General features: G+C 54.5%; 13 protein-coding genes. 9 read left to right on the top strand and 4 right to left on the bottom strand.

What is annotated here, in order from left to right:
• The first annotated feature begins 1 nt into the window (after position 1).
• The 4 genes from R0135_RS00140 to R0135_RS00155 are packed head-to-tail and all read left to right on the top strand — an operon-like array spanning position 2 to position 6,628.
• Positions 2-1,891: a hydantoinase B/oxoprolinase family protein gene (locus R0135_RS00140; RefSeq protein ID WP_407348236.1), complete on the top strand. Its 1,890-nt coding sequence runs from the start codon at positions 2-4 to the stop codon at positions 1,889-1,891.
• 3 nt (positions 1,892-1,894) lie between these two features.
• Positions 1,895-2,494 carry an isochorismatase family protein gene (locus R0135_RS00145; RefSeq protein ID WP_407348237.1) on the top strand — a complete coding sequence of 200 codons (600 nt, stop codon included), beginning with the start codon at positions 1,895-1,897 and terminating at the stop codon, positions 2,492-2,494.
• Positions 2,491-4,095 (top strand): sigma 54-interacting transcriptional regulator, encoded by a 1,605-nt coding sequence (locus tag R0135_RS00150; RefSeq protein ID WP_407348238.1) that lies wholly within the window; start codon positions 2,491-2,493, stop codon positions 4,093-4,095. The genes R0135_RS00145 and R0135_RS00150 overlap by 4 nt, the downstream gene beginning before the upstream one ends.
• 19 nt (positions 4,096-4,114) lie before the next feature.
• Positions 4,115-6,628: a TonB-dependent receptor gene (locus R0135_RS00155; protein ID WP_407348239.1), complete on the top strand. Its 2,514-nt coding sequence runs from the start codon at positions 4,115-4,117 to the stop codon at positions 6,626-6,628.
• 27 nt (positions 6,629-6,655) lie between these two features.
• Here the strand turns inward: R0135_RS00155 and R0135_RS00160 are convergent, their stop codons facing one another.
• Both R0135_RS00160 and gcvP read right to left on the bottom strand, forming a co-directional pair.
• Positions 6,656-9,070, bottom strand: coding sequence for an EAL domain-containing protein (locus tag R0135_RS00160; protein WP_407348240.1), 2,415 nt, complete (start codon positions 9,068-9,070; stop codon positions 6,656-6,658).
• A 93-nt stretch (positions 9,071-9,163) separates the two neighbouring features.
• Positions 9,164-12,064, bottom strand: coding sequence for an aminomethyl-transferring glycine dehydrogenase (gene gcvP / locus R0135_RS00165; protein WP_407348241.1), 2,901 nt, complete (start codon positions 12,062-12,064; stop codon positions 9,164-9,166).
• 163 nt (positions 12,065-12,227) lie between these two features.
• On the opposite strand from gcvP, the gene R0135_RS00170 reads away from it, so the two are divergent.
• Positions 12,228-13,451: a serine hydrolase domain-containing protein gene (locus R0135_RS00170; protein ID WP_407348242.1), complete on the top strand. Its 1,224-nt coding sequence runs from the start codon at positions 12,228-12,230 to the stop codon at positions 13,449-13,451.
• Between the two features lie 10 nt (positions 13,452-13,461).
• Here the strand turns inward: R0135_RS00170 and greB are convergent, their stop codons facing one another.
• Complete coding sequence (greB, locus tag R0135_RS00175; RefSeq protein ID WP_407348243.1) at positions 13,462-13,965, bottom strand: transcription elongation factor GreB; 504 nt, start codon at positions 13,963-13,965, stop codon at positions 13,462-13,464.
• An 84-nt stretch (positions 13,966-14,049) separates the two neighbouring features.
• Here greB and R0135_RS00180 point away from each other — a divergent pair, with 84 nt between their 5' ends.
• Positions 14,050-14,940, top strand: coding sequence for a M23 family metallopeptidase (locus R0135_RS00180; RefSeq protein ID WP_407348244.1), 891 nt, complete (start codon positions 14,050-14,052; stop codon positions 14,938-14,940).
• 78 nt (positions 14,941-15,018) lie between these two features.
• Here the strand turns inward: R0135_RS00180 and R0135_RS00185 are convergent, their stop codons facing one another.
• Entirely contained in the window at positions 15,019-15,612 is a 594-nt protein-coding gene (locus R0135_RS00185) for a hypothetical protein (protein WP_407348245.1), read from the bottom strand.
• 141 nt (positions 15,613-15,753) lie between these two features.
• On the opposite strand from R0135_RS00185, the gene R0135_RS00190 reads away from it, so the two are divergent.
• The 3 genes from R0135_RS00190 to alaS all read left to right on the top strand — a co-directional run bounded on the left by R0135_RS00190 (position 15,754) and on the right by alaS (position 18,999).
• Positions 15,754-15,939, top strand: a complete 186-nt coding sequence (locus R0135_RS00190; RefSeq protein ID WP_407348246.1) for a Trm112 family protein — start codon at positions 15,754-15,756, stop codon at positions 15,937-15,939.
• Between the two features lie 19 nt (positions 15,940-15,958).
• On the top strand, positions 15,959-16,306 hold the full coding sequence (locus tag R0135_RS00195; protein WP_407348247.1) for a histidine triad nucleotide-binding protein: 348 nt from the start codon (positions 15,959-15,961) through the stop codon (positions 16,304-16,306).
• 89 nt (positions 16,307-16,395) lie between these two features.
• The gene (alaS, locus tag R0135_RS00200) at positions 16,396-18,999 is read left to right on the top strand and encodes an alanine--tRNA ligase (RefSeq protein ID WP_407348248.1); all 2,604 of its coding nucleotides are present in this window, start codon (positions 16,396-16,398) and stop codon (positions 18,997-18,999) included.
• The last annotated feature ends 1 nt before the right edge of the window (position 19,000 follow it).

Consider the following 19,000-nt stretch of genomic DNA (forward strand, 5'->3'; position numbering starts at 1 on the left):
TATGCCTGCAAGAATTATTGAAAGTAATACAGCGCAGCTTCTGTCAGTGGATGTCGACGGCGTAACGGTCGATATTATTGAAAACGCTCTGCGCAATGCCCGGGAAGAAATGGACGCGGTTCTGTTTCGCACGGCCATGTCGCCCGGTATTCGAGAGCAGGGCGACTGCTTTCCAATGATTGCCAACCGTGACGGAAAGATGGTTGTGGGCCAGTTCGGTTCGTTTATCGGGCCATTTCTTGAAGCCTATGACGCCGAGATCGAGGAGGGGGATATTATCCTCACCAACGATCCGTACATGTGTAATGCAGCGGTATCGCATCTTCCGGACTGGGTAGTTCTTGTGCCGGTTTTCAAAGGCGGTAGACACATTGCCTGGTCGGCGATGTTCGGCCATATGTCAGACAATGGCGGGATGGTGCCCGGCTCGATCCCCATTGAAGCGACAACGATTTACCAGGAAGGCATTCGTATTCCCCCCACAAAACTCTATAAGCGGGGAGAGTTGCAGACGGATTTGCTGGAGCTGATTCTGCACAACGTGCGCACGCCACAGTGGAATCGCTTCGATCTCAATGCTTTGGTTGCGGCTTGTAATACGGCTGCCAAGCGCTGCGTCGAGCTTGCTGAGCGTTTCGGTGACGATATTTTCAAGTCCACCATGGACGTTATGCTGCAGCGCAACCACTCGGCGATGAAGCACATCATCGAGATGTTTATTCCCGAGGAGCCCCGAGAGTTCGAAGACTATCTTTGCGATGACGGCATGGGAATGGGTCCCTATCGCATCAAGTGTCGCATGTGGCGCGAAGGTTCTACCGCCATATTCGATTTTGATGGCACCGACCCCCAGGCACAGAGTTCGGTGAACTTTTTCCTCAACGAAGACATGTTCAAAATGTTCTTCGGCTCGTTCACCATCAATGTCGTGGATCCGCAGATCGTTTTCAACGACGGTTTCTATGACCTGGTGGACGTGCGCATTCCCGAAGGCACCTTGCTCAAGCCGAAATTTCCTGCAGCTCTGTCCGGGCGGACGCATGCTCTAGGTAGAATTTTTGACCTTTTGGGTGCCCTGTTAGGCATGGGTGCACCTGAGCAAATGCTCAACGCTGCGGGTTTCTCTGACTCACCACACCTTTTCTATTCGGGTTACGACCGTCGCCCAGGCAAAGATGGCGAATGGTTCCAGTTGTTCCAGATCGGTTTTGGGGGGATTCCCGGGCGTCCCGTGGGCGATGGTCCTGACGGGCATTCTCTGTGGCCCGGTTTTACCAATGTGCCTAATGAGTTCATCGAATCCTACTTCCCGCTGCGCATAGAGCGTTACGAGACTATTCGGGATTCTGGTGGTGCGGGTCTTCACCGCGGTGGCAACGGTCTTTCTGTCGCTTATCGATTCCTCGCTGATGGAGAGATCGGGATTCATGACGAGCGATGGTTGACACATCCCTGGGGCGTTCTCGGTGGCGATACAGGTCAGCGTTCGACGAAGCGTCTGGTAAGAGTGGATGGCAGCGAGCAATGGCTCCCGGCAAAAGTAGAGGGAGTGAAGGTTAAAGCCGGTGATTTGCTCTACTTCAATACCTGGGGTGGTGGTGGCTGGGGTGACCCTTACGCTCGTGATCCCGAGCTTGTGCGCGCCGATATCGCTAGACGTCTGGTCAGTGTAGAGGGCGCTAAACGTTACGGTGTTGTCATGGCTTCTGATGGCAGTGTGGATACCGCAGCGACGGAGTCCCTTCGTGAGCAACTGCGCGCGGCCCGCAGTGACGATCAGCCATTGTTCAATCGCGGGGGTACTATCGAAGAGATTAAGGCGCGTTGTGAAGAGGAGACGCACTTGCCGCCACCGGTGGCGCCGCAGTTTCCGTCGGAGTATCAAGCCTGAGTCATGGCTGATCTTGCTCGACAATCACAAGCGCTTGGCGCTCGCCCGGCGCTGGTGCTGATCGATATGATCAATGCTTTTACCGATGAGCATGGTCCTCTTGGATCCCCCAGCGACGCTGTGGTGGATGCCTGTGGACAGTTGCAGCGGGCATTTCGTCGCAAAGGCCTCCCGGTATGCTTTACATCGGTTGTGTATGACCAGTCCAATCAGGCGAAGGTATTCCGGGCGCGACTTCCGGCTTTGAATATTCTGAAAAGTGGCAGCGCAGCGGTGGATGTGGACAAGCGTCTTCGTCCTGTTGATGGTGAGCCGGTGTTTGAGAAACACTATGCCAGTGCGTTTTTTGGTACCGGCCTCTTGGCTTGGCTCAAATCGCAAAATGCAGATTCGCTCGTGATTGTGGGACTGACGACCAGTGGCTGTGTTCGGGCGTCAGTGGTGGATGGTCTGCAGCACGGTTACGTCGTGTGGGTTCCTGAAGAAGCGGTAGGTGATCGTAACGCAGCAGCCCATGCGGCTAACTTGCATGACATGCACGCAAAGTATGCTGAGGTAGTATCCTTGAGTGATACTTTGGCGGCAGTGGGAGACGCTCTTTGAGTAATCGTGCCCGCATATTGTTGATTGGCTATCGCAAGTTCAGTGAGCTCATCAATTCGGTCATTGCCGAATATAAAGATGAAGCCGAGATCATCATGGTGGAGTCCGTTGCTTCTGGCAGTGTGGACTATCAAGCTCTGGTAAAAGAACATCAACCTGATGTCGTTGCCAGCGCCGGTTCAAACGCCGCATTTTTAAAGAACTCCCTCAAAATTCCCGTGTTGTCTCAGCCTGTGACTGACACCGACATTATTGATGCAGTAGCTCGTGCCCGGCGTATTGGGGCACGTGTGCATGTGTTCACCTATGCGCCAAAACCCGAACCCGAAAGTCGTCTTTTCACTGCTTTGCCGTCTTTGATTGGCGATGGCCTAAAACACGAAACTTACACGACCACTGACGAGGCGGCAGAGCGTTTGTTAGCGATGGCAGCGGCGGACAGTGCCGACGTCGTTGTGGGACCCAGCTACATTTGTGAGCTGGCCAGCCGGCGGGGATTGCCGGCTGTGCTGCTTTACAGCAGAGAGTCAGCTCGACAGATGCTGGATGAAGCCCTGCGGCAGGCGCGAGTGCGTTCCGCAGAGCGGCGTGAAGCGCAGCAGCCAGGACGTTTTGTCATTGACTCCCCACAAATGTCTCGTGTGGCGGAGTTGGCGCGAACCTACGCCCGGGGCAATGCCGCTGTGCTTCTGCAGGGAGAGAGTGGCACCGGCAAAGAGCATATCGCCAGAGAGCTGCATCAGGCTTCGGATTATCGTGACGGCGCTCTGGTTGCCATTAACTGTGGAAGCATTCCCAATGAACTCTTTGAGAGTGAGCTTTTTGGGTACGTTGATGGCGCGTTTACCAGCTCCCGGCGAGGCGGGCGGGTCGGTCTCGTTGAGCAGGCCAATGGGGGTGTTCTGTATCTCGATGAAATCGGTGAGATGCCGCTATCACAGCAGGTCAAGCTGTTGCGGGTGCTTCAGGAGCGCAGCGTGCGGCCGGTGGGAAGCACTCGAGAACTGACCTTGGACTTCAAGGTGATCGCGGCCACCAATTCGAACCTTCAGGCGGCCGTAGATGCCGGCACTTTTCGTGATGATCTTTATTACCGCCTCAACGTATTTACTTTACGGCTTCCACCTCTGCGAGAGCGTCCGGAGGACGTGGCAGCTATTGCACAGTACTACTTGCGTGAATATGCGCAGCAGTACGAAGCAGAGCTGGATGTGGCGGCACTTATGCAAAAGCTTACTGGGCCGTTCATGAAGTATCGATGGCCCGGGAATGTGCGGGAGCTACAGAATTTTGCCGAACGTTTGGCCGTAAATGCGGCCCATGGCGTTGCTATCGAAGAGCTAAGTTTAGAGGAGCTACTTCCAGAGTTACTTGCCCCACAGCAGGGAGAGGAGATACCTCCGGGTTTACTTAAGGAGCAGGAAGCTCGCGCGATTGCGGATGCTATGCATCGCTTCGCCGGTGATAAAACTGCAGTGAGCAGGGAGTTAGGTATCAGTCCGACCACTTTGTGGCGACGCCTCAAAGAAATGGACTGGAACGAGGGATTTGGCACAGGGCGTGCCGGCGATAAAAAAAGTAAACAATACTCACGAGGGTAGGAGAACGGTAATGCAAAGCATGAAGAAACCGCTAGTGCAGGCTCTGGCAGCCACGCTGTTGATGCCGGCAACACAATGGGTGATGGCCCAGGGAAACAACCTGGCAATCGAAGAGGTCGTCGTGACCGCGCGGAAGCGTTCTGAGAACCTTCAGGAAGTACCCATCGCGATCTCGGCTATTGACGAAGACACAATTCAACGCGCGGGTATCCAGCGTGCAGGAGATTACGTGGGCCTCATACCCAACGTGACCTTGGTGGATTCAGCAAACGTTGGTGATACCCAGCTGAGCATTCGCGGCATTATTTCTACGCGGGATGCCGAGTCGACCTTTGCGTATGTGGTCGATGGTGTGCTGAGTACGAACCCCAACAGCTTTAATGAAGAGCTGTTTGATGTGCAGCAGATCGAAGTGCTCAAAGGCCCCCAGGGCGCTTTGTACGGTCGTAATGCTGTAGCCGGCGCGATTCTTGTAACCACCAAAGAGCCCACCAATGAATTTGAAGGACGTGTGGGCGGCACCGTTGGTAACGTGGGAACCTTGCGCGGCAACGCCATGTTCAGTGGCCCAATTATCAAGGATAAGTTACTGGGCCGTATCGCAATCAGCACCAGTGAAACCAACGGTTTCTATGAAAACATTTTCACGAATCAAGATGATGTTGTGGACTACCTTGAAGATACCAGCGTCCGGGGTCGTCTTAAGTGGAATGTCACAGATAATCTGACTTTGGATTTTCGCGGTGGGTATTCAGACGTTACTGCCGGGGCGATCAACTTTAATGCAGGCTTTGCGATCCCGGCCTTTGTCGATGCCTTTGGGGCGCCGAACTACAATCAGGACGTCAATGACGTGGACTTCCGTTTTGCCTTCAATACGCCAGGCGAGAATGAGCAAACGACGACTGATTTTGCGGTGAAACTTGATTGGGCTCTGGACTTCGCCGACTTGGTGGCCAACGTGGCTTACAGTAGCCTCGATGAGTCCTTGCTGTCAGATGGAACGGCGGCGACGTTTTATGGGTATGAGTTGACGCCGTCGTGCCAGGCAGGGCGGGGAGAGCTCAACAGCTTTACGCGGCCAGACCTGTTCGGCGAGCCATTCAACCCCTTTGGCGTCTTGCCACCGGGGGCGGATTTTCAGGGCGTTTACGGGCCGTACACCCCATTAACCTGTGATGGATATCAGTATCAGGAGCGTAACCAGGAAGACATTAGTATCGACGCGCGTCTCGTGGGTCCAGAGGATGACGCTATTCGTTGGATTGCGGGCGTGTACTACGCTGATATTGAGCGCGAGTCTTTGGTTGGCTACGGTGCCGATCAGGGGCAAGGCTTTCTGAAGCAGCCCTATGTGGATGCCACTGGCCCCAACCCCACCGATCTGCTGTTTTGGGACGAATTCAATACCGAGGTCTTTGCGATCTATGGTCAATTGGAATTTGATCTGTCAGACACTATGGAATTGGCATTCGCACTTCGCTATGACCGCGAAGAGCGAGAAGTCAGTAACAAAGTGCCCAACGTTGTGAACTCGGGTCTGAACATTAACCTTTTGGATCCTGCGACGGGTGCTCCTCTGCCTATCAACCCGGCGTTTGCCAACAACCCCAACGGTATTCCGGATCGTGCCCGGGACTTTAGTCAGCTTCAGCCCAAGGCCACCTGGAACTGGGCAATGACTGACGCAGTAAATGTGTACGCAAGCTATGGACTGGGTTTCCGTAGTGGCGGCTTTAATGCGATTGGTACCGAGGATCTTCTTAACTTCTGGTTTAACTCAGGTTTCGGCGGTCCGGGCGAAGTGGTGGACGCACAGCTGCAAGTTACGGATGACTACGATAAGGAGATCTCCACGGCATTCGAGTTGGGCTTTAAGTCTGAATGGATGGATCGGCGCTTGCGCCTCAACGCAGCCGCGTTCCGCACCGATGTCGAAGACAATCAGTTCTTTGAGTTCTACGCGGGTCCGTTCGGCATCTTGCGTACGGTTACGACGATCGACGAATTGTATATTCAGGGCGTTGAGGCCGACTTTACCTTCGTAGCAACAGAGTATCTGACAGTCTACGGCGGTGTAGGTCTTATGGACTCAGAGATCGAGAAGAACGAGCATCGTCCGCTGTCAGAGGGCAATGACGTTCCGCAGGCTCCGGATCTCACCGGTAACCTTGGCGCTGAACTGAGCTTTCCCGTTGGCGGTAGTATGCAACTGGTGAGCCGTTTGGATTGGCAGTACACCGGCGAGATGTGGTTCCACACGCTTCAGGGCGAGGAGACACCGACGATTTGGAACGCGTTTTTTGGTCCTGGTTTTAACCAGAACTTCTCCAAGTCTTCGCGAGATGCCTTCAGTACTATGGATCTGCGTGTAGGTCTTGAGGGAGAGAACTGGGCGATTACTGCCTGGGGTCGTAACATCACAGATGAAGAGTATCTTCAGGAAGTGATTCCTACCCCGGAGTTTGGTGGCAGCTTCCTGCATCCATCAGCGCTGCAGAGCTACGGAGTAGACTTCCGTTATAGCTTTTAGGTTCTGAATCGAGACTAAAACGGCGCCTCAGGGCGCCGTTTTCCTTTGTGCCTCTTTGCGCAGTACTGCTTCGATGCGTGATGTGTACATAGGCATGCCGTAGAGAAAACCCTGGAACTGGGTGCAGCCCAGATCTCTTAAAGCACTTGCCTGGTCCTCGTGCTCAATGCCCTCGGCAATCACTTCAAGACCCATGGCCTGCCCAAGAGCGACAACCGCACCGGCGATAATACGATCACTGTCATCCGTGTTTATATTATCTACAAACGATTTATCCAGCTTTAAGCGATCGATAGGCATTTTCTTGAGATAAGACAGGGAGGAGTAACCTGTGCCGAAATCATCGATGGCAAACTGTACTCCCAAACCCCTAAGCTCGTTCATGCTGTCGATGAGTTGGTCGGTATCGTGAACCAATACGCTTTCTGTCAGTTCCAGTTCAAGTCTGCTTGGAGGAAAGCCCGTCTGCGCCAATACTTGTTGAACCTGATCCACAAAGTCATCGGCACGAAATTGTGGAGCCGATACATTTACCGCAAGTCTTCCGAAGGGCAAGCCCTCGGCTAGCCACTTGCAGCCTGCTATGCATGCTTGTTCCAAAACCCAGTGTCCAATGTCCTGGATCAGTCCGGTGCGCTCTGCCTGAGGGATGAATTGTGCGGGAGAGACGGTTCCCAGAGTCGGGTGGTGCCAACGCAAGAGTACTTCCAGACCCAGAAACGTGTTACTGGCAATATCAATCTGCGGTTGAAAAGCCAGACGAAACTCGTTGCGTGATTTGGCCTCGCGAAGTGCGGAATCAATGAGGACGTTTTGAAAAGCTTTGCGTGTAAGGTTCTCAGAATAAAAACGAAAGGTGTTTCTGCCCTGTTCCTTGGCGGAGTACATGGCCGCATCGGCATTGCTCATGAGGGTCTCTGCTGTCTGCCCGTCGTCTGGATAGATACTGATCCCTACGCTGGCACTTACCGACACACTGCGACCTTCCAGAGACATTGGCTTACGCAAAGCACCAATGATTTTCTCGGCGATGTTTGTGGCGTCATCAGGTGAGCTGATGTCTTCGAGGATCAACAGGAACTCGTCACCACCAATGCGTCCCACCGTGTCTGCATCGCGTAGCAGGGTTCGCAGGCGATCCGCCGTACTTGCCAGTAGTTTGTCGCCTGCCAGATGACCGAGACTGTCGTTGATGTTTTTGAAACCATCCAGATCCAGAAAGCATATGGCGATGCTTTCTGCTTTGCGTCGTGCCCGGCGGATACTCTGCTCTAGGCGTTCGTTGATTAGATAACGATTGGGCAGTTGTGTGAGTGGGTCATAATGCGCGAGTCTCTGCAGTTGCCTCTCTGTTTCTTTGATTTGACTGATATCGGTAAAAATCGCCATATAGCCGCCGCTTTCACCGTCTATTTTGCTGATGGTAAGTAGCTCGGGAAAAACTGCGCCGTCCTTGCGTCGATTCCACACCTCGCCGCGCCACATGCCATCCTGTTCAAGTGAATGCCACATGTTTTTGTAATAGTCAGCGTCGTGACGTCCGGAGCGCAACAGGTTGGTGGGCTGTCCTATGGCTTCTTCCCGTTGGTATCCAGTGATTCGGGTGAAGGCCGCGTTTACATCCCGGATAAGGCCATTTTTATCCGAGATTAGAATCCCTTCACCACTATTGTTGAATACTGCCGCTGCCTGGAAAGCCTGGCTCTGTGCCGCGTGTTGCTGAGTAATATCTCTGCCAACCCCCCACACTATGTTGTCTTTCTCTGCGTTAGCGGCAGACCAGGAGATGAGTCGGTAACTGCCATCTTTATGCAGATAGCGGTTTTCGAAGTAAAGGGTTTGGAGACCATGAGAGAGCTTTTTCATTTCGAGCATGGTGGCGGCGCGATCGTCTTCGTGCACCAACTCGAGAAAGTTGCGACCTTGCAGTTCCTTTGAGGTATGACCCAGTAAGCGTAACCAGGCGGTGTTGGCTAGTTTGATGAGACCGTCAGGCGTTGCCAGCAGATGCAGGTCGTTGGTCTGTTGAAAAAAGATTGCGTAGTAGCGTTCCGCGTTTTTTTGCGCGGTGATGTCAATCAGCACACCGGCCGCATGTGTTACAGCAAGTTCCGAGTCCGTGTAACTGCGTCCCACTGCACGGAACCAAAGTTGATCGCCGGAATCGAGTTTGGCCCTAAAATCGACGTGCAGACTGCCTGCCTGCGGTTCGCTCATCAATCTGGCCATGGCCGATTCAAAGCCTGCCAGGTCTTCATTAACAATTTGAGCAAGGATCGTGTCAAAGCTCAGAGGGAGTTCGTCATCGCGGACCTGTAACATCCGGATGCCATCATCGGATAATTCAAAAACGCCGGACTCGGCTTCCCAGCGCCAGGTGCTGATACCCGCGTCCTCAAATACTGCTTCGCTCTGTGGCAGAACGGGTGTGTCGTTATTCACAATCGCTTCCTTGCGTTTGGAAGACACCCCGAGTGTATTGACCTTTCTGTGCTTAAGCTAGGCCTCGTTGAAGACTACAATTCCAGCGAAGCATCACCCTAGACTGGGTTCATCTTCAATGCTCTCTCGAAAGCTGTCGATGGAAGGGCAGGCACAAAACAGGTTGCGATCACCGTACACATTATCGATACGACTCACGGGTGGCCAATATTTGTCTTGCTGGAGTGAGTCCATAGCGAAGGCTGCCTGCCTACGCGTGTAGGGGTGGGGCCACTGCTCGGCCGTAAGATCATGCAGGGTATGGGGCGCGTTCACCAGAGGGTTATCGTCCAGTGGCAAGCGCTGGCTTTCTACCTCGCGGATCTCGTCGCGAATGGTGATGAGCGCATCGCAAAAACGGTCGATTTCAGCTATGGACTCGGATTCGGTGGGCTCAATCATGAGTGTGCCGGAAACCGGAAATGACATGGTGGGTGCGTGGAAACCAAAATCCATGAGTCGCTTGGCGATGTCTTCTTCGCCAATGCCGCTGGCTTCCTTAATAGGACGAATATCAATAATACATTCGTGAGCGACGGTGCCACTTCGCCCGGTATAGAGCACCGGATAGTGATCCCTGAGACGATGGGCAATGTAGTTTGCCGACACGATCGCAACCTTGCTGGCCTGGGTCAGGCCCTGGGCACCCATGAGTGCTATGTAGGCCCAGGAGATGGGCAGGATTGATGCGCTGCCGTAAGGTGTCGCTGCTACCACGTCATTATCCGGGGAAAGTCCTGGTACCGGCGTTACCGGATGCGATGGTAAAAAAGGCTGCAGGTGTGAGCCGACGCCAATGGGACCCATACCGGGGCCGCCGCCGCCGTGGGGTATACAAAACGTCTTGTGCAAATTCAGGTGAGAAACATCGGCCCCGAACTTTCCGGGTGCTGCAAGTCCCACCAGGGCATTCAGGTTGGCACCGTCCACGTACACCTGACCGCCATGCTCATGGACGATGTCACAGACTTCTACAATGCCCTCTTCAAATACGCCGTGGGTTGACGGGTAGGTGACCATGATCGCTGCCAGGTGGTCACTGTGTTGCGTTGCTTTGGCACGGAGATCTGCGATGTCTACATTTCCTTGGGCATCGCACTCCACGATGACCACGCGCATGCCGGCCAGAACTGCACTGGCCGGGTTTGTGCCATGCGCAGAGGACGGGATCAGACATATGTCCCGCGCAGTATCACCGCGGCTCTCGTGATAGCGCTTGATGACGAGCAGGCCAGCATACTCCCCCTGGGAGCCCGCATTCGGCTGTAAAGAGATGGCGTCATAGCCCGTACATTCGGTAAGCATCCGTTCTAGATCATCCAGAAGCTCGCGATAACCCTGAGCCTGCTGCGCTGGAGCAAAAGGGTGCATGGCGCCAAAGGAGGCCCAGGTTACGGGTAGCATTTCAGTTGTGGCGTTGAGCTTCATAGTGCAGCTGCCCAAAGCAATCATCGAGCGGTTGAGCGCAATATCTTTGCTTTCGAGGCGACGCATATAGCGGAGCATTTCTGTTTCGCTGTGGTATTCATTAAAGAGCGGGTGCTGGAGATAATCGATCTCCCGGCCCAGTTCTGCAGGGATGGGGCTGTCTGCTGTGATGTCTTCCAGAGCTGCCGGAGCTTTGCCGGTAATCACTTCCACCAACAGCTGCAAATCAGCGCGGGTGCTTGTCTCGTCAAGAGACACTGCCAGGGTTTCACTGTGATCGCAGCGCAGGTTTACTTCTCGTGCTGTTGCGCGGGTCAAAATCGCGTCTCGCTGATCGCCAGGCTCAATGGTCAGCGTGTCAAAGAAACGCTTATTGCAGATCTTTAAACCAGCTTTCGTTAATTCCGTGGCCAGAAGGCTCGTGAGCAGGTGGGTACGCTCAGCTATTCGGCGTAATCCCTCTGGCCCGTGATACATGGCGTAGAAGGCGGCCATCACAGCGAGCAACGCCTGCGCAGTACATATATTGCTGGTGGCCTTCTCGCGACGAATATGTTGCTCTCTGGTTTGCATGGCCATGCGTAACGCCGGCCGCCCGTCACGATCCACCGATACGCCGATGATGCGGCCCGGGGTAGAGCGCTTGTAAGCATCTCGCGTGGCAAAAAAAGCGGCATGAGGACCGCCATAGCCCATAGGTACGCCAAAGCGCTGGCTGTTGCCCACCACAACATCCGCACCTAGCTCCCCGGGAGACTTCAGCAGCAAAAGTGCGAGTAGATCGCTGGCTACTACAACCAGCGTGTTTTTGGCGTGCGCTTGCTCGATGAGTGCGCTGGGATCGACGATTTCACCGCTACTGCCGGGATACTGAAGGAACAGGCCAAAGGCGTCACCGGCATCCAGCAGTTCTGTTGCATCGCCGTACACAATATCGATGCCCAGTGGCTGAGCTCGAGTTTTCAGTACGGCGAGTGTCTGTGGGTGGCAGTCGCTGTCTACTATAAAGCGCATGCTCTTGTTCTTTTTGTTCACGCGCTGCAGTAGGGTCATCGCTTCTGCGGCTGCGCTTGCTTCATCGAGCATGGATGCATTGGCCAGTTCCATGCCCGTAAGGTCCATGATGACCTGTTGGTAGCTCAGCAAAGCTTCAAGCCGGCCTTGCGAGATTTCGGCCTGATACGGGGTGTAGGCGGTATACCAGCCGGGGTTTTCGAGCACGTTGCGCTGAATAACCGCCGGAGTATGCGTGCCGTAATAGCCCATGCCAATAAAGTTTTTACAGATCCGGTTTTTATCCGCCATAGCCTTGAGGCGGGTAATCACGTCCACTTCTCGTTGCGGGCCGTCCAGCGCCATGGGATTTTTTAGGCGGATGCTGGCAGGGACCGTCGCGTCAATTAACGCATCTACGCTCGAGTAACCCACAGCAAGGGCCATTTCGGTTTGCTGTGCGGCACTAGGGCCGATGTGTCGGGCGAGAAATTCATCGTGGCCTTCAAGTTCAGTAAGACGTTGCATGCTCATATCGGGGGTCCCGGAGGCTGGGGTTTTTAGCCCCTTGGAAAAGGCGCGAATTTTAGCAGTGAGGTCCCCGCCTCAGCAATTGATGTGGCAGTTTTGTATATCTTGATGATGGCCTTGATTAAACTGGGGCTTTTGGCAATGCAGCCACAAGGAGGCCGTGATTTTGGATCTACAGCAGCTCAATCCTGCGGGTGCTCGGATGAACGAGGCTCGTCTGGCGCGCATTGGAGAGCACCTCGAGACTCGCTACGTCAAACCGGGAAAAATCGCAGGTTGTCTGACCGCGGTAGTGCGCAAAGATAATTTAGCCTATCTACATGTGGCGGGGGAGCGCGATCGGGAGCGCAGTCTTCCCGTCGGCAATGACACCGTGTTTCGTATTTATTCCATGACTAAGCCAGTGACTTCCATCGCGTTGATGACCCTTTGGGAGCGTGGGCTTTTCACCCTCGATGACCCTGTATCGCGGTTTATTCCCGAGTGGGAAGACTTACAGGTACGCGTGGGTGGGAGCTGGCCTGAATTTGCAACGCGGGCTGTGGATCGTCCTATGCGTATTCGTGACCTGCTGACGCATCAATCGGGGCTGACCTACGACTTTATGTATGCCACAAACATCGATAAGGCCTACCGGGAGTTGAAGCTTGCGCGCGCTGAGAAGGGCTACACGCTGCAAGACATGATTGAGCAACTGGCCATGCTACCTCTGGAGTTTTCTCCGGGGGAGCGTTGGAATTACTCTGTAGCTTCCGATGTAGTGGGATATCTCATCGAGCGAATAAGCGGGCAGAGTCTTCCGGAGTTTTTGCGCGCGGTTATTTTTGAACCTCTGGGCATGACGGATACGGGTTTTAGCCCCCGCGATGACCAGCTGGAGCGCCTTGCTTCCTGTTACACCCGGGATTCCCAGAAGCGTTTGGTCTTGCAGGATGATGCACAGGCCTCGCAGTATGTGGGCAGAGGTTTCTTCTCTGGGGGAGGTGGTCTACTGTCCACCGCGTCTGATTATCTGCGGTTTTGCCAGATGCTCCTCGGCGAAGGTGCATTGGGGGAGACGCGCATCATCGCTCGAAAGACGCTGGAGCTAATGGTTGCTAATCACCTGCCCAACAACGCTGACCTGGCAAGCGTGGCGATGGCCGGTTTTAGTGAAACGCACCACGAGGGTGTGGGCTTTGGTTTGGGCTTCGCTTCAAAGATCGACCCTGTTCGCAATGGTTACCCGGCCAGCCGGGGGAGTTATTACTGGGGTGGCATGGCAAGCACCTTGTTTTGGGTGGACCCTCTGGAGGACTTGGCGGTCGTATTCATGACGCAATTGATTCCGTCCAGCACCTTTAACTTTCGGGGCCAGCTTGAGGCCTTGGTCTACGCGGCCATGGACTAGATCCACTCGGTCAGCTGCCGTTATAGTTGATATCGAGGACTTCCAGTTCCCGCTCTCCCCCGGGGCTTTGCAGCCGCACGATGTCTCCGACGGTCTTTCCCAGCAGTGCTCGAGCGATGGGGGAATCTATAGAGACCTCGTTGCGCGAGGATTCAAATTCATCGGGACCTAAAATCGTCACCACCTGGGTGACCTCATGCTGGTCTATAACCTTCACGGTGGCCCCGAAAAAAATACGACTCATGTCGCTGGGGCTTTCCCGAACCACCTGCAGAATTTCTAATCGCTTACTGATGAATCTCACTCGGCCATCAATTTCTCGCAGACGTTTTTTGCCGTAAATGTAGTCGCCGTTCTCAGAGCGGTCGCCGTTTTTTGCAGCATCCTGCACCGCCAGTGCTACGACCGGCCTCTCTTGGCGCCACAGTTGATCAAGCTCCGCGCGCAGTCGAGCCTCACCTGCAGCCGTGATCAACGGTGTCCCTCGCGGGCGTGGTGCTCTGTAACGTCCCATGCGCGCATTCTAACGCGAGAATCGTTGCCGAGACTTCGGTCTCAGGTCTTGTGCAGGGTGAGGTTCTGGCAGTGGCGTCAGTGATTGCCTGAAACATTGATGGGGCACTACACTAATGCGATGAAAATACAGCGTGCACTACAAAATAGTTTATTCAGCGCTCTTGCAGCCATGCTTGCCTCGCAGGCAGGAGCTCAATGCGTAGCCGTGCAGGGTGACCCTATAGAGGGCGGAATGATCTGGGCGAAAGTTGCGCCGGGCACCAAGGTGAGCCTGGACGAGCAAAGCCTGGATGTGCTTCCCAATGGCTATGTCGTCGCAGCTTTCCATCGAGATGCTCCCCCGAACAGCCTCTTGCGCATTGGCGAGGACTGCGAGTATCAACTCAAAGTCGCTCAGCGGGAGTATCGGATCCAGCGTGTAGAGGGGGTCCCTCAAAAAACAGTGACACCGCCGAAAGAACAGTTGGCGCGCATTCAGAGGGAGCGCGAGTTAGTCGCGGCGGCCAAGGCACAGCTCGTGGAACGTCCAGACTGGCTTATGCAGATCGATGGAGGCTTTGTCTGGCCTGTTCAGGGGCCCATTTCCGGCGTTTATGGTAGTCAGAGGGTGTACAACGGTACGCCCGGCAGCCCGCACTATGGGGTCGATATTGCGGTGCCTAAGGGAACGCCGATTTATGCGCCCGCAGCGGGCCGAGTGACTCTAGCCGAACCCGATTTGTTCTACTCCGGTGGCACAGTCATTCTGGATCATGGTTACGGACTGTCATCGTCTTTTTTGCATATGAGCGAAGTGTCTGCCCGGGTGGGGGACGATTTGCAGCCAGGTGATTTGATAGGAGCTGTGGGTGCTACCGGAAGAGCAACCGGGCCTCATCTGGATTGGCGTATGAGCTGGCGAGATCGACGGGTGGACCCTCAGAGGCTGGTCCCGCCAATGCCGGTGTTAACGAAGACTTCTGCCGCAGAGTAAGGGTGCAGTAAAAATGAAGTTAGGAGTAAAGCGCCCGCGAATGGTTCACGGGCGTGTAGTTGAGCCGCTTAGCGAAAATTACATCGCGTCTGCTTTTTCGATTCCAACTGCCAGAGCCTGGGTAAAGGTCATTACCACTGACTGACCAATGCGAAGTTGTTCAATACGCTCTGGTGTGACGTCGCCGATCACGTGGGCCTTGCCACGAGAATCGAGAATAGTGACGGTACCGATAAGACGATTCATGCCTTCGATGGTACACACTGCACGTACTGCCGAGATCATGGCTCCGCCAGGTGCTTCTTCAGCGCCAGCAACGCCCGCATCAGCGCCTTCTACCCACGGGTTGGCCATTTCTTCTTCTGTGGGCTCTCTCAACTCAGCGGCTAACGCTGCGAGATAGGTGACCACCAAAAAGTCGCCGGGGGCAATTTCAGAAATGCGTTGTACCTTCGGGTCTACAACGGTAGTCATTTGCTCGCCCGTAGGCAGTTGCAAAACCATCTCACGTGTTTCGGTGTCTATGGCAATAACTTCGGCGTCAATTTCGATCGCCATGGCACGCTCGGCGTGATCAGACATAGGCTCTTCGTGGTGAGCAGCGCCCGCAAACGGTGCAATAGCAAGGCCGGAAACCAGCATAAGGCTGGGTAGAAACTTGGAAAAAAACATATCGACAACTCGTAAACGTTATTTTGGGCGCAAGATTCTCCGCCATGAGAGCAGTAAATACAACAGAAGGGGCTTTCTGGGCACCTGTTTGGGATCAAAAAATCGTATACTTGCGCTTTTGCCCATAAAGGATTCCAAGCTGTGCTCGATAAGAAACTTCTGAGCATTCTCGTGTGTCCCGTGAGTAAAGCTCCCCTTGAGTATCACGAAGAGACCGAAGAACTGTTTTGCAAGGCCAGTGGACTGGCCTACCCCGTGCGCGACGGCATACCCGTGATGCTTGAAGAAGAAGCCCGTCAGCTCACCACCGATGAAAAATTAGCCTAAAAGGAGGCGGGTGTACGCTATGTCCGAGAGTATTTTCGCAAAGATTATTAGTGGCGAAATCCCCGCAGAGAAGCTCTACGAAGACGAGCACTGCATCGCCATCAACGACATTAACCCACAGGCGCCGGTGCACGTACTGCTCATTCCCAAGAAGGCGATTGAGAAGTTGGCCGATGCACAGCGGGATGACCAGGCCTTGCTAGGACATCTGATGTTGGCGGCAGGCAATGTTGCCCGACAGCTGGGTGTGGCTGAGGCATTTCGCCTGATTGTTAATAATGGTTCTGGCGCCGGTCAAACCGTGTTCCATTTGCATCTGCACATCATTGCTGGTGGCAGCCTCGCTGAGAGTAAAATGGTCGGCTGACACCACCCTGATTTAATCACCTGGTTACTAACTAACGTTTATTAATAGCGACTTCCGGTTACGGGGGCCGCCCCTGGAGAGATGAAGGCATGAAAACCGGAGAAATCCGCGAGGCGTTTCTCGCCTATTTTGAGTCCCACGGACACCAGCGCGTTCCCAGTAGTTCTCTGGTGCCGGCGGACGATCCGACCCTGCTGTTTACCAACGCCGGGATGAACCAGTTTAAGGACGTTTTTCTCGGTGCCGAGTCTCGCTCTTATAACCGGGCGGTGAGTGCTCAGCGCTGTGTAAGAGCTGGCGGAAAGCACAATGATCTGGAAAACGTAGGATATACCGCGAGACACCATACGTTTTTTGAGATGCTCGGTAACTTCAGCTTTGGTGATTACTTTAAGAGCGAAGCTATACGCTTTGCCTGGAATTTTCTCACCGTGGAGTTGGGTCTTCCCAAAGAGCGACTCTGGGTCACGGTGCATCTTACTGACGATGAGGCCGAACGAATCTGGATAGAAGAAATTGGGTTTCCTGCCGAGCGTATTTCGCGCCTGGACGAAGACAATTTTTGGCAAATGGGAGATACCGGACCCTGTGGCCCTTGCTCGGAGGTGTTTTACGACCATGGTGAAGATGTCCCTGGCGGCCCCCCGGGAAGCCCCGATGATGACCTGGATCGTTACATTGAGATCTGGAACCTGGTGTTCATGCAGTACAACCGTAGTGCCAATGGTGAAATGGCGCCGCTGCCCAAGCCCTCGGTGGACACTGGTATGGGGCTTGAACGTATCGCCGCCATTCTCCAGGGCGTGCACAGCAACTATGAGATAGACCTGTTTCAGGCCTTGATTGCGTCGGCTGCGGACGTTGTGGGCGCTTCCGATCGCCAGGCCTCGTCGCTTCGCGTGATTGCCGACCATATTCGTTCCAGCGCTTTTCTCATCACTGACGGAGTGCTGCCCGGCAACGAGGGACGCTCCTACGTGCTGCGCCGTATTATGCGCAGAGCGATTCGTCACGGTAACAAGCTGGGTGCCACAGAGTTATTCTTTCATAAACTTGTTGCCCCTCTTGCGGAGCAAATGGGCGATTTCTACCCGGAGCTGCGCGCACAGCAGGCGCGCATCGAAGACGTTATTCGCGGTGAAGAAGAGCAGTTTGCGCGAACGCTTGAGCAGGGAATGGCCATCCTTGACGATGCTTTGGCCGAGATGCAGGGCGATGTTATTCCCGGTGACGTGGTGTTTAAGCTTTATGACACCTACGGATTCCCGGTGGATCTAACCAACGATATCGCCCGGGAGCGCAACTTCAGCCTGGATATGCCCGGCTATGAGGCTGCGATGCAGGCTCAGCGCGAGCGCTCCAAAGAGGGCGGAGGCTTTAGTGTTGATTACAACAGCACCCTGACGCTTGAAGGGGAGACGGTCTTTGTCGGCTACGAGCACAGCGCCGGCAGCGGACAGGTTGTCGCACTTCTGCGCGACGGCGAAAGGGTTTCTCAGCTTGCCGAAGGTGAGTCCGGGGTTGCCATTCTGGACCAAACGCCATTTTACGGAGAGTCCGGCGGCCAGGCAGGAGACACGGGTTACCTTAGCGGGGAGGGTCTCAACCTTGAGGTCACTGACACAACAAAGGCTCAGGGCCATCACCTGCACCATGTGAAGGTTCTTCAGGGCACAGTGAATGTCGGCGATACGCTTGATTGTCGTATCGATAACGATGTTCGTCAGAACACGCGACTCAATCACTCCGCCACTCACCTGTTGCACGCCGCCTTGCGCAATGAGTTGGGTGATCACGTGGCCCAGAAAGGTTCATTGGTAGATGCGCAGCGTTTGCGCTTTGACTTCTCCAACCCCGAGGCAATGACTTCGCAGCAGTTGCGTGCAGTGGAAGACAGCGTCAACGCGCAGATCCGTGCTAACACTGATGTTCATACACAGCTTATGACCATGGACGAGGCGAAAAATGCCGGGGCCATGGCTTTGTTCGGTGAAAAGTACGGTGACGAGGTTCGCGTACTGAGCATGGGTGAGGATGATTTTTCTGTAGAGCTTTGCGGTGGAACACACGTTCAGCGCACCGGTGATATCGGTCTGCTGCGCATTACTTCAGAGGGCGGGCTAGCCTCTGGTATCCGCCGTATAGAAGCGGTCACCGGTGCCAAGGCGCTGGCTCAAATACGTTCTGTGGATAACGCGCTTGCCGGAGTATGTGACGCAGTCCGGGGTACCACAGAAAACGTGGCGGAAAAGGTTGCGGCTCTGCGCACTCACAACCGCGATCTGGAAAAAGAGCTCGCACGCTTAAAGCAAAAGCTGGCCTCGTCGGCTGGAAGTGATATCACGGCGTCGGCCATTGAAGTAGACGGCATTAAAGTTCTGGCTACGGTTATAGATGGTGCCGACCCCGGTGCGCTTCGCGGCATTATGGATCAGTGCAAGAACAAACTTGGCAGCGCAGTGATCCTGCTTGCAGCCGTTAACGATGACAAAGTCGCCTTGGTTGCTGGTGTCACCAAAGATCTCACTGAACGTGTGCGTGCGGGAGACTTGATGAAGGAGTTTGCAGGACGTCTCGGCGGTAAGGGAGGAGGGCGTCCGGATATGGCTCAGGGCGGTGGTACTGAACCTGCGTTATTGCCTGCTGCCCTGGAGGATGTTCCGGATTGGGTTGCCAAGGCTCTGAAGGCTTGAC

Origin of the sequence: Congregibacter variabilis (genome assembly GCF_045689235.1) — a bacterium.
Classification (GTDB): Bacteria; Pseudomonadota; Gammaproteobacteria; order Pseudomonadales; family Halieaceae; genus Congregibacter; species Congregibacter variabilis.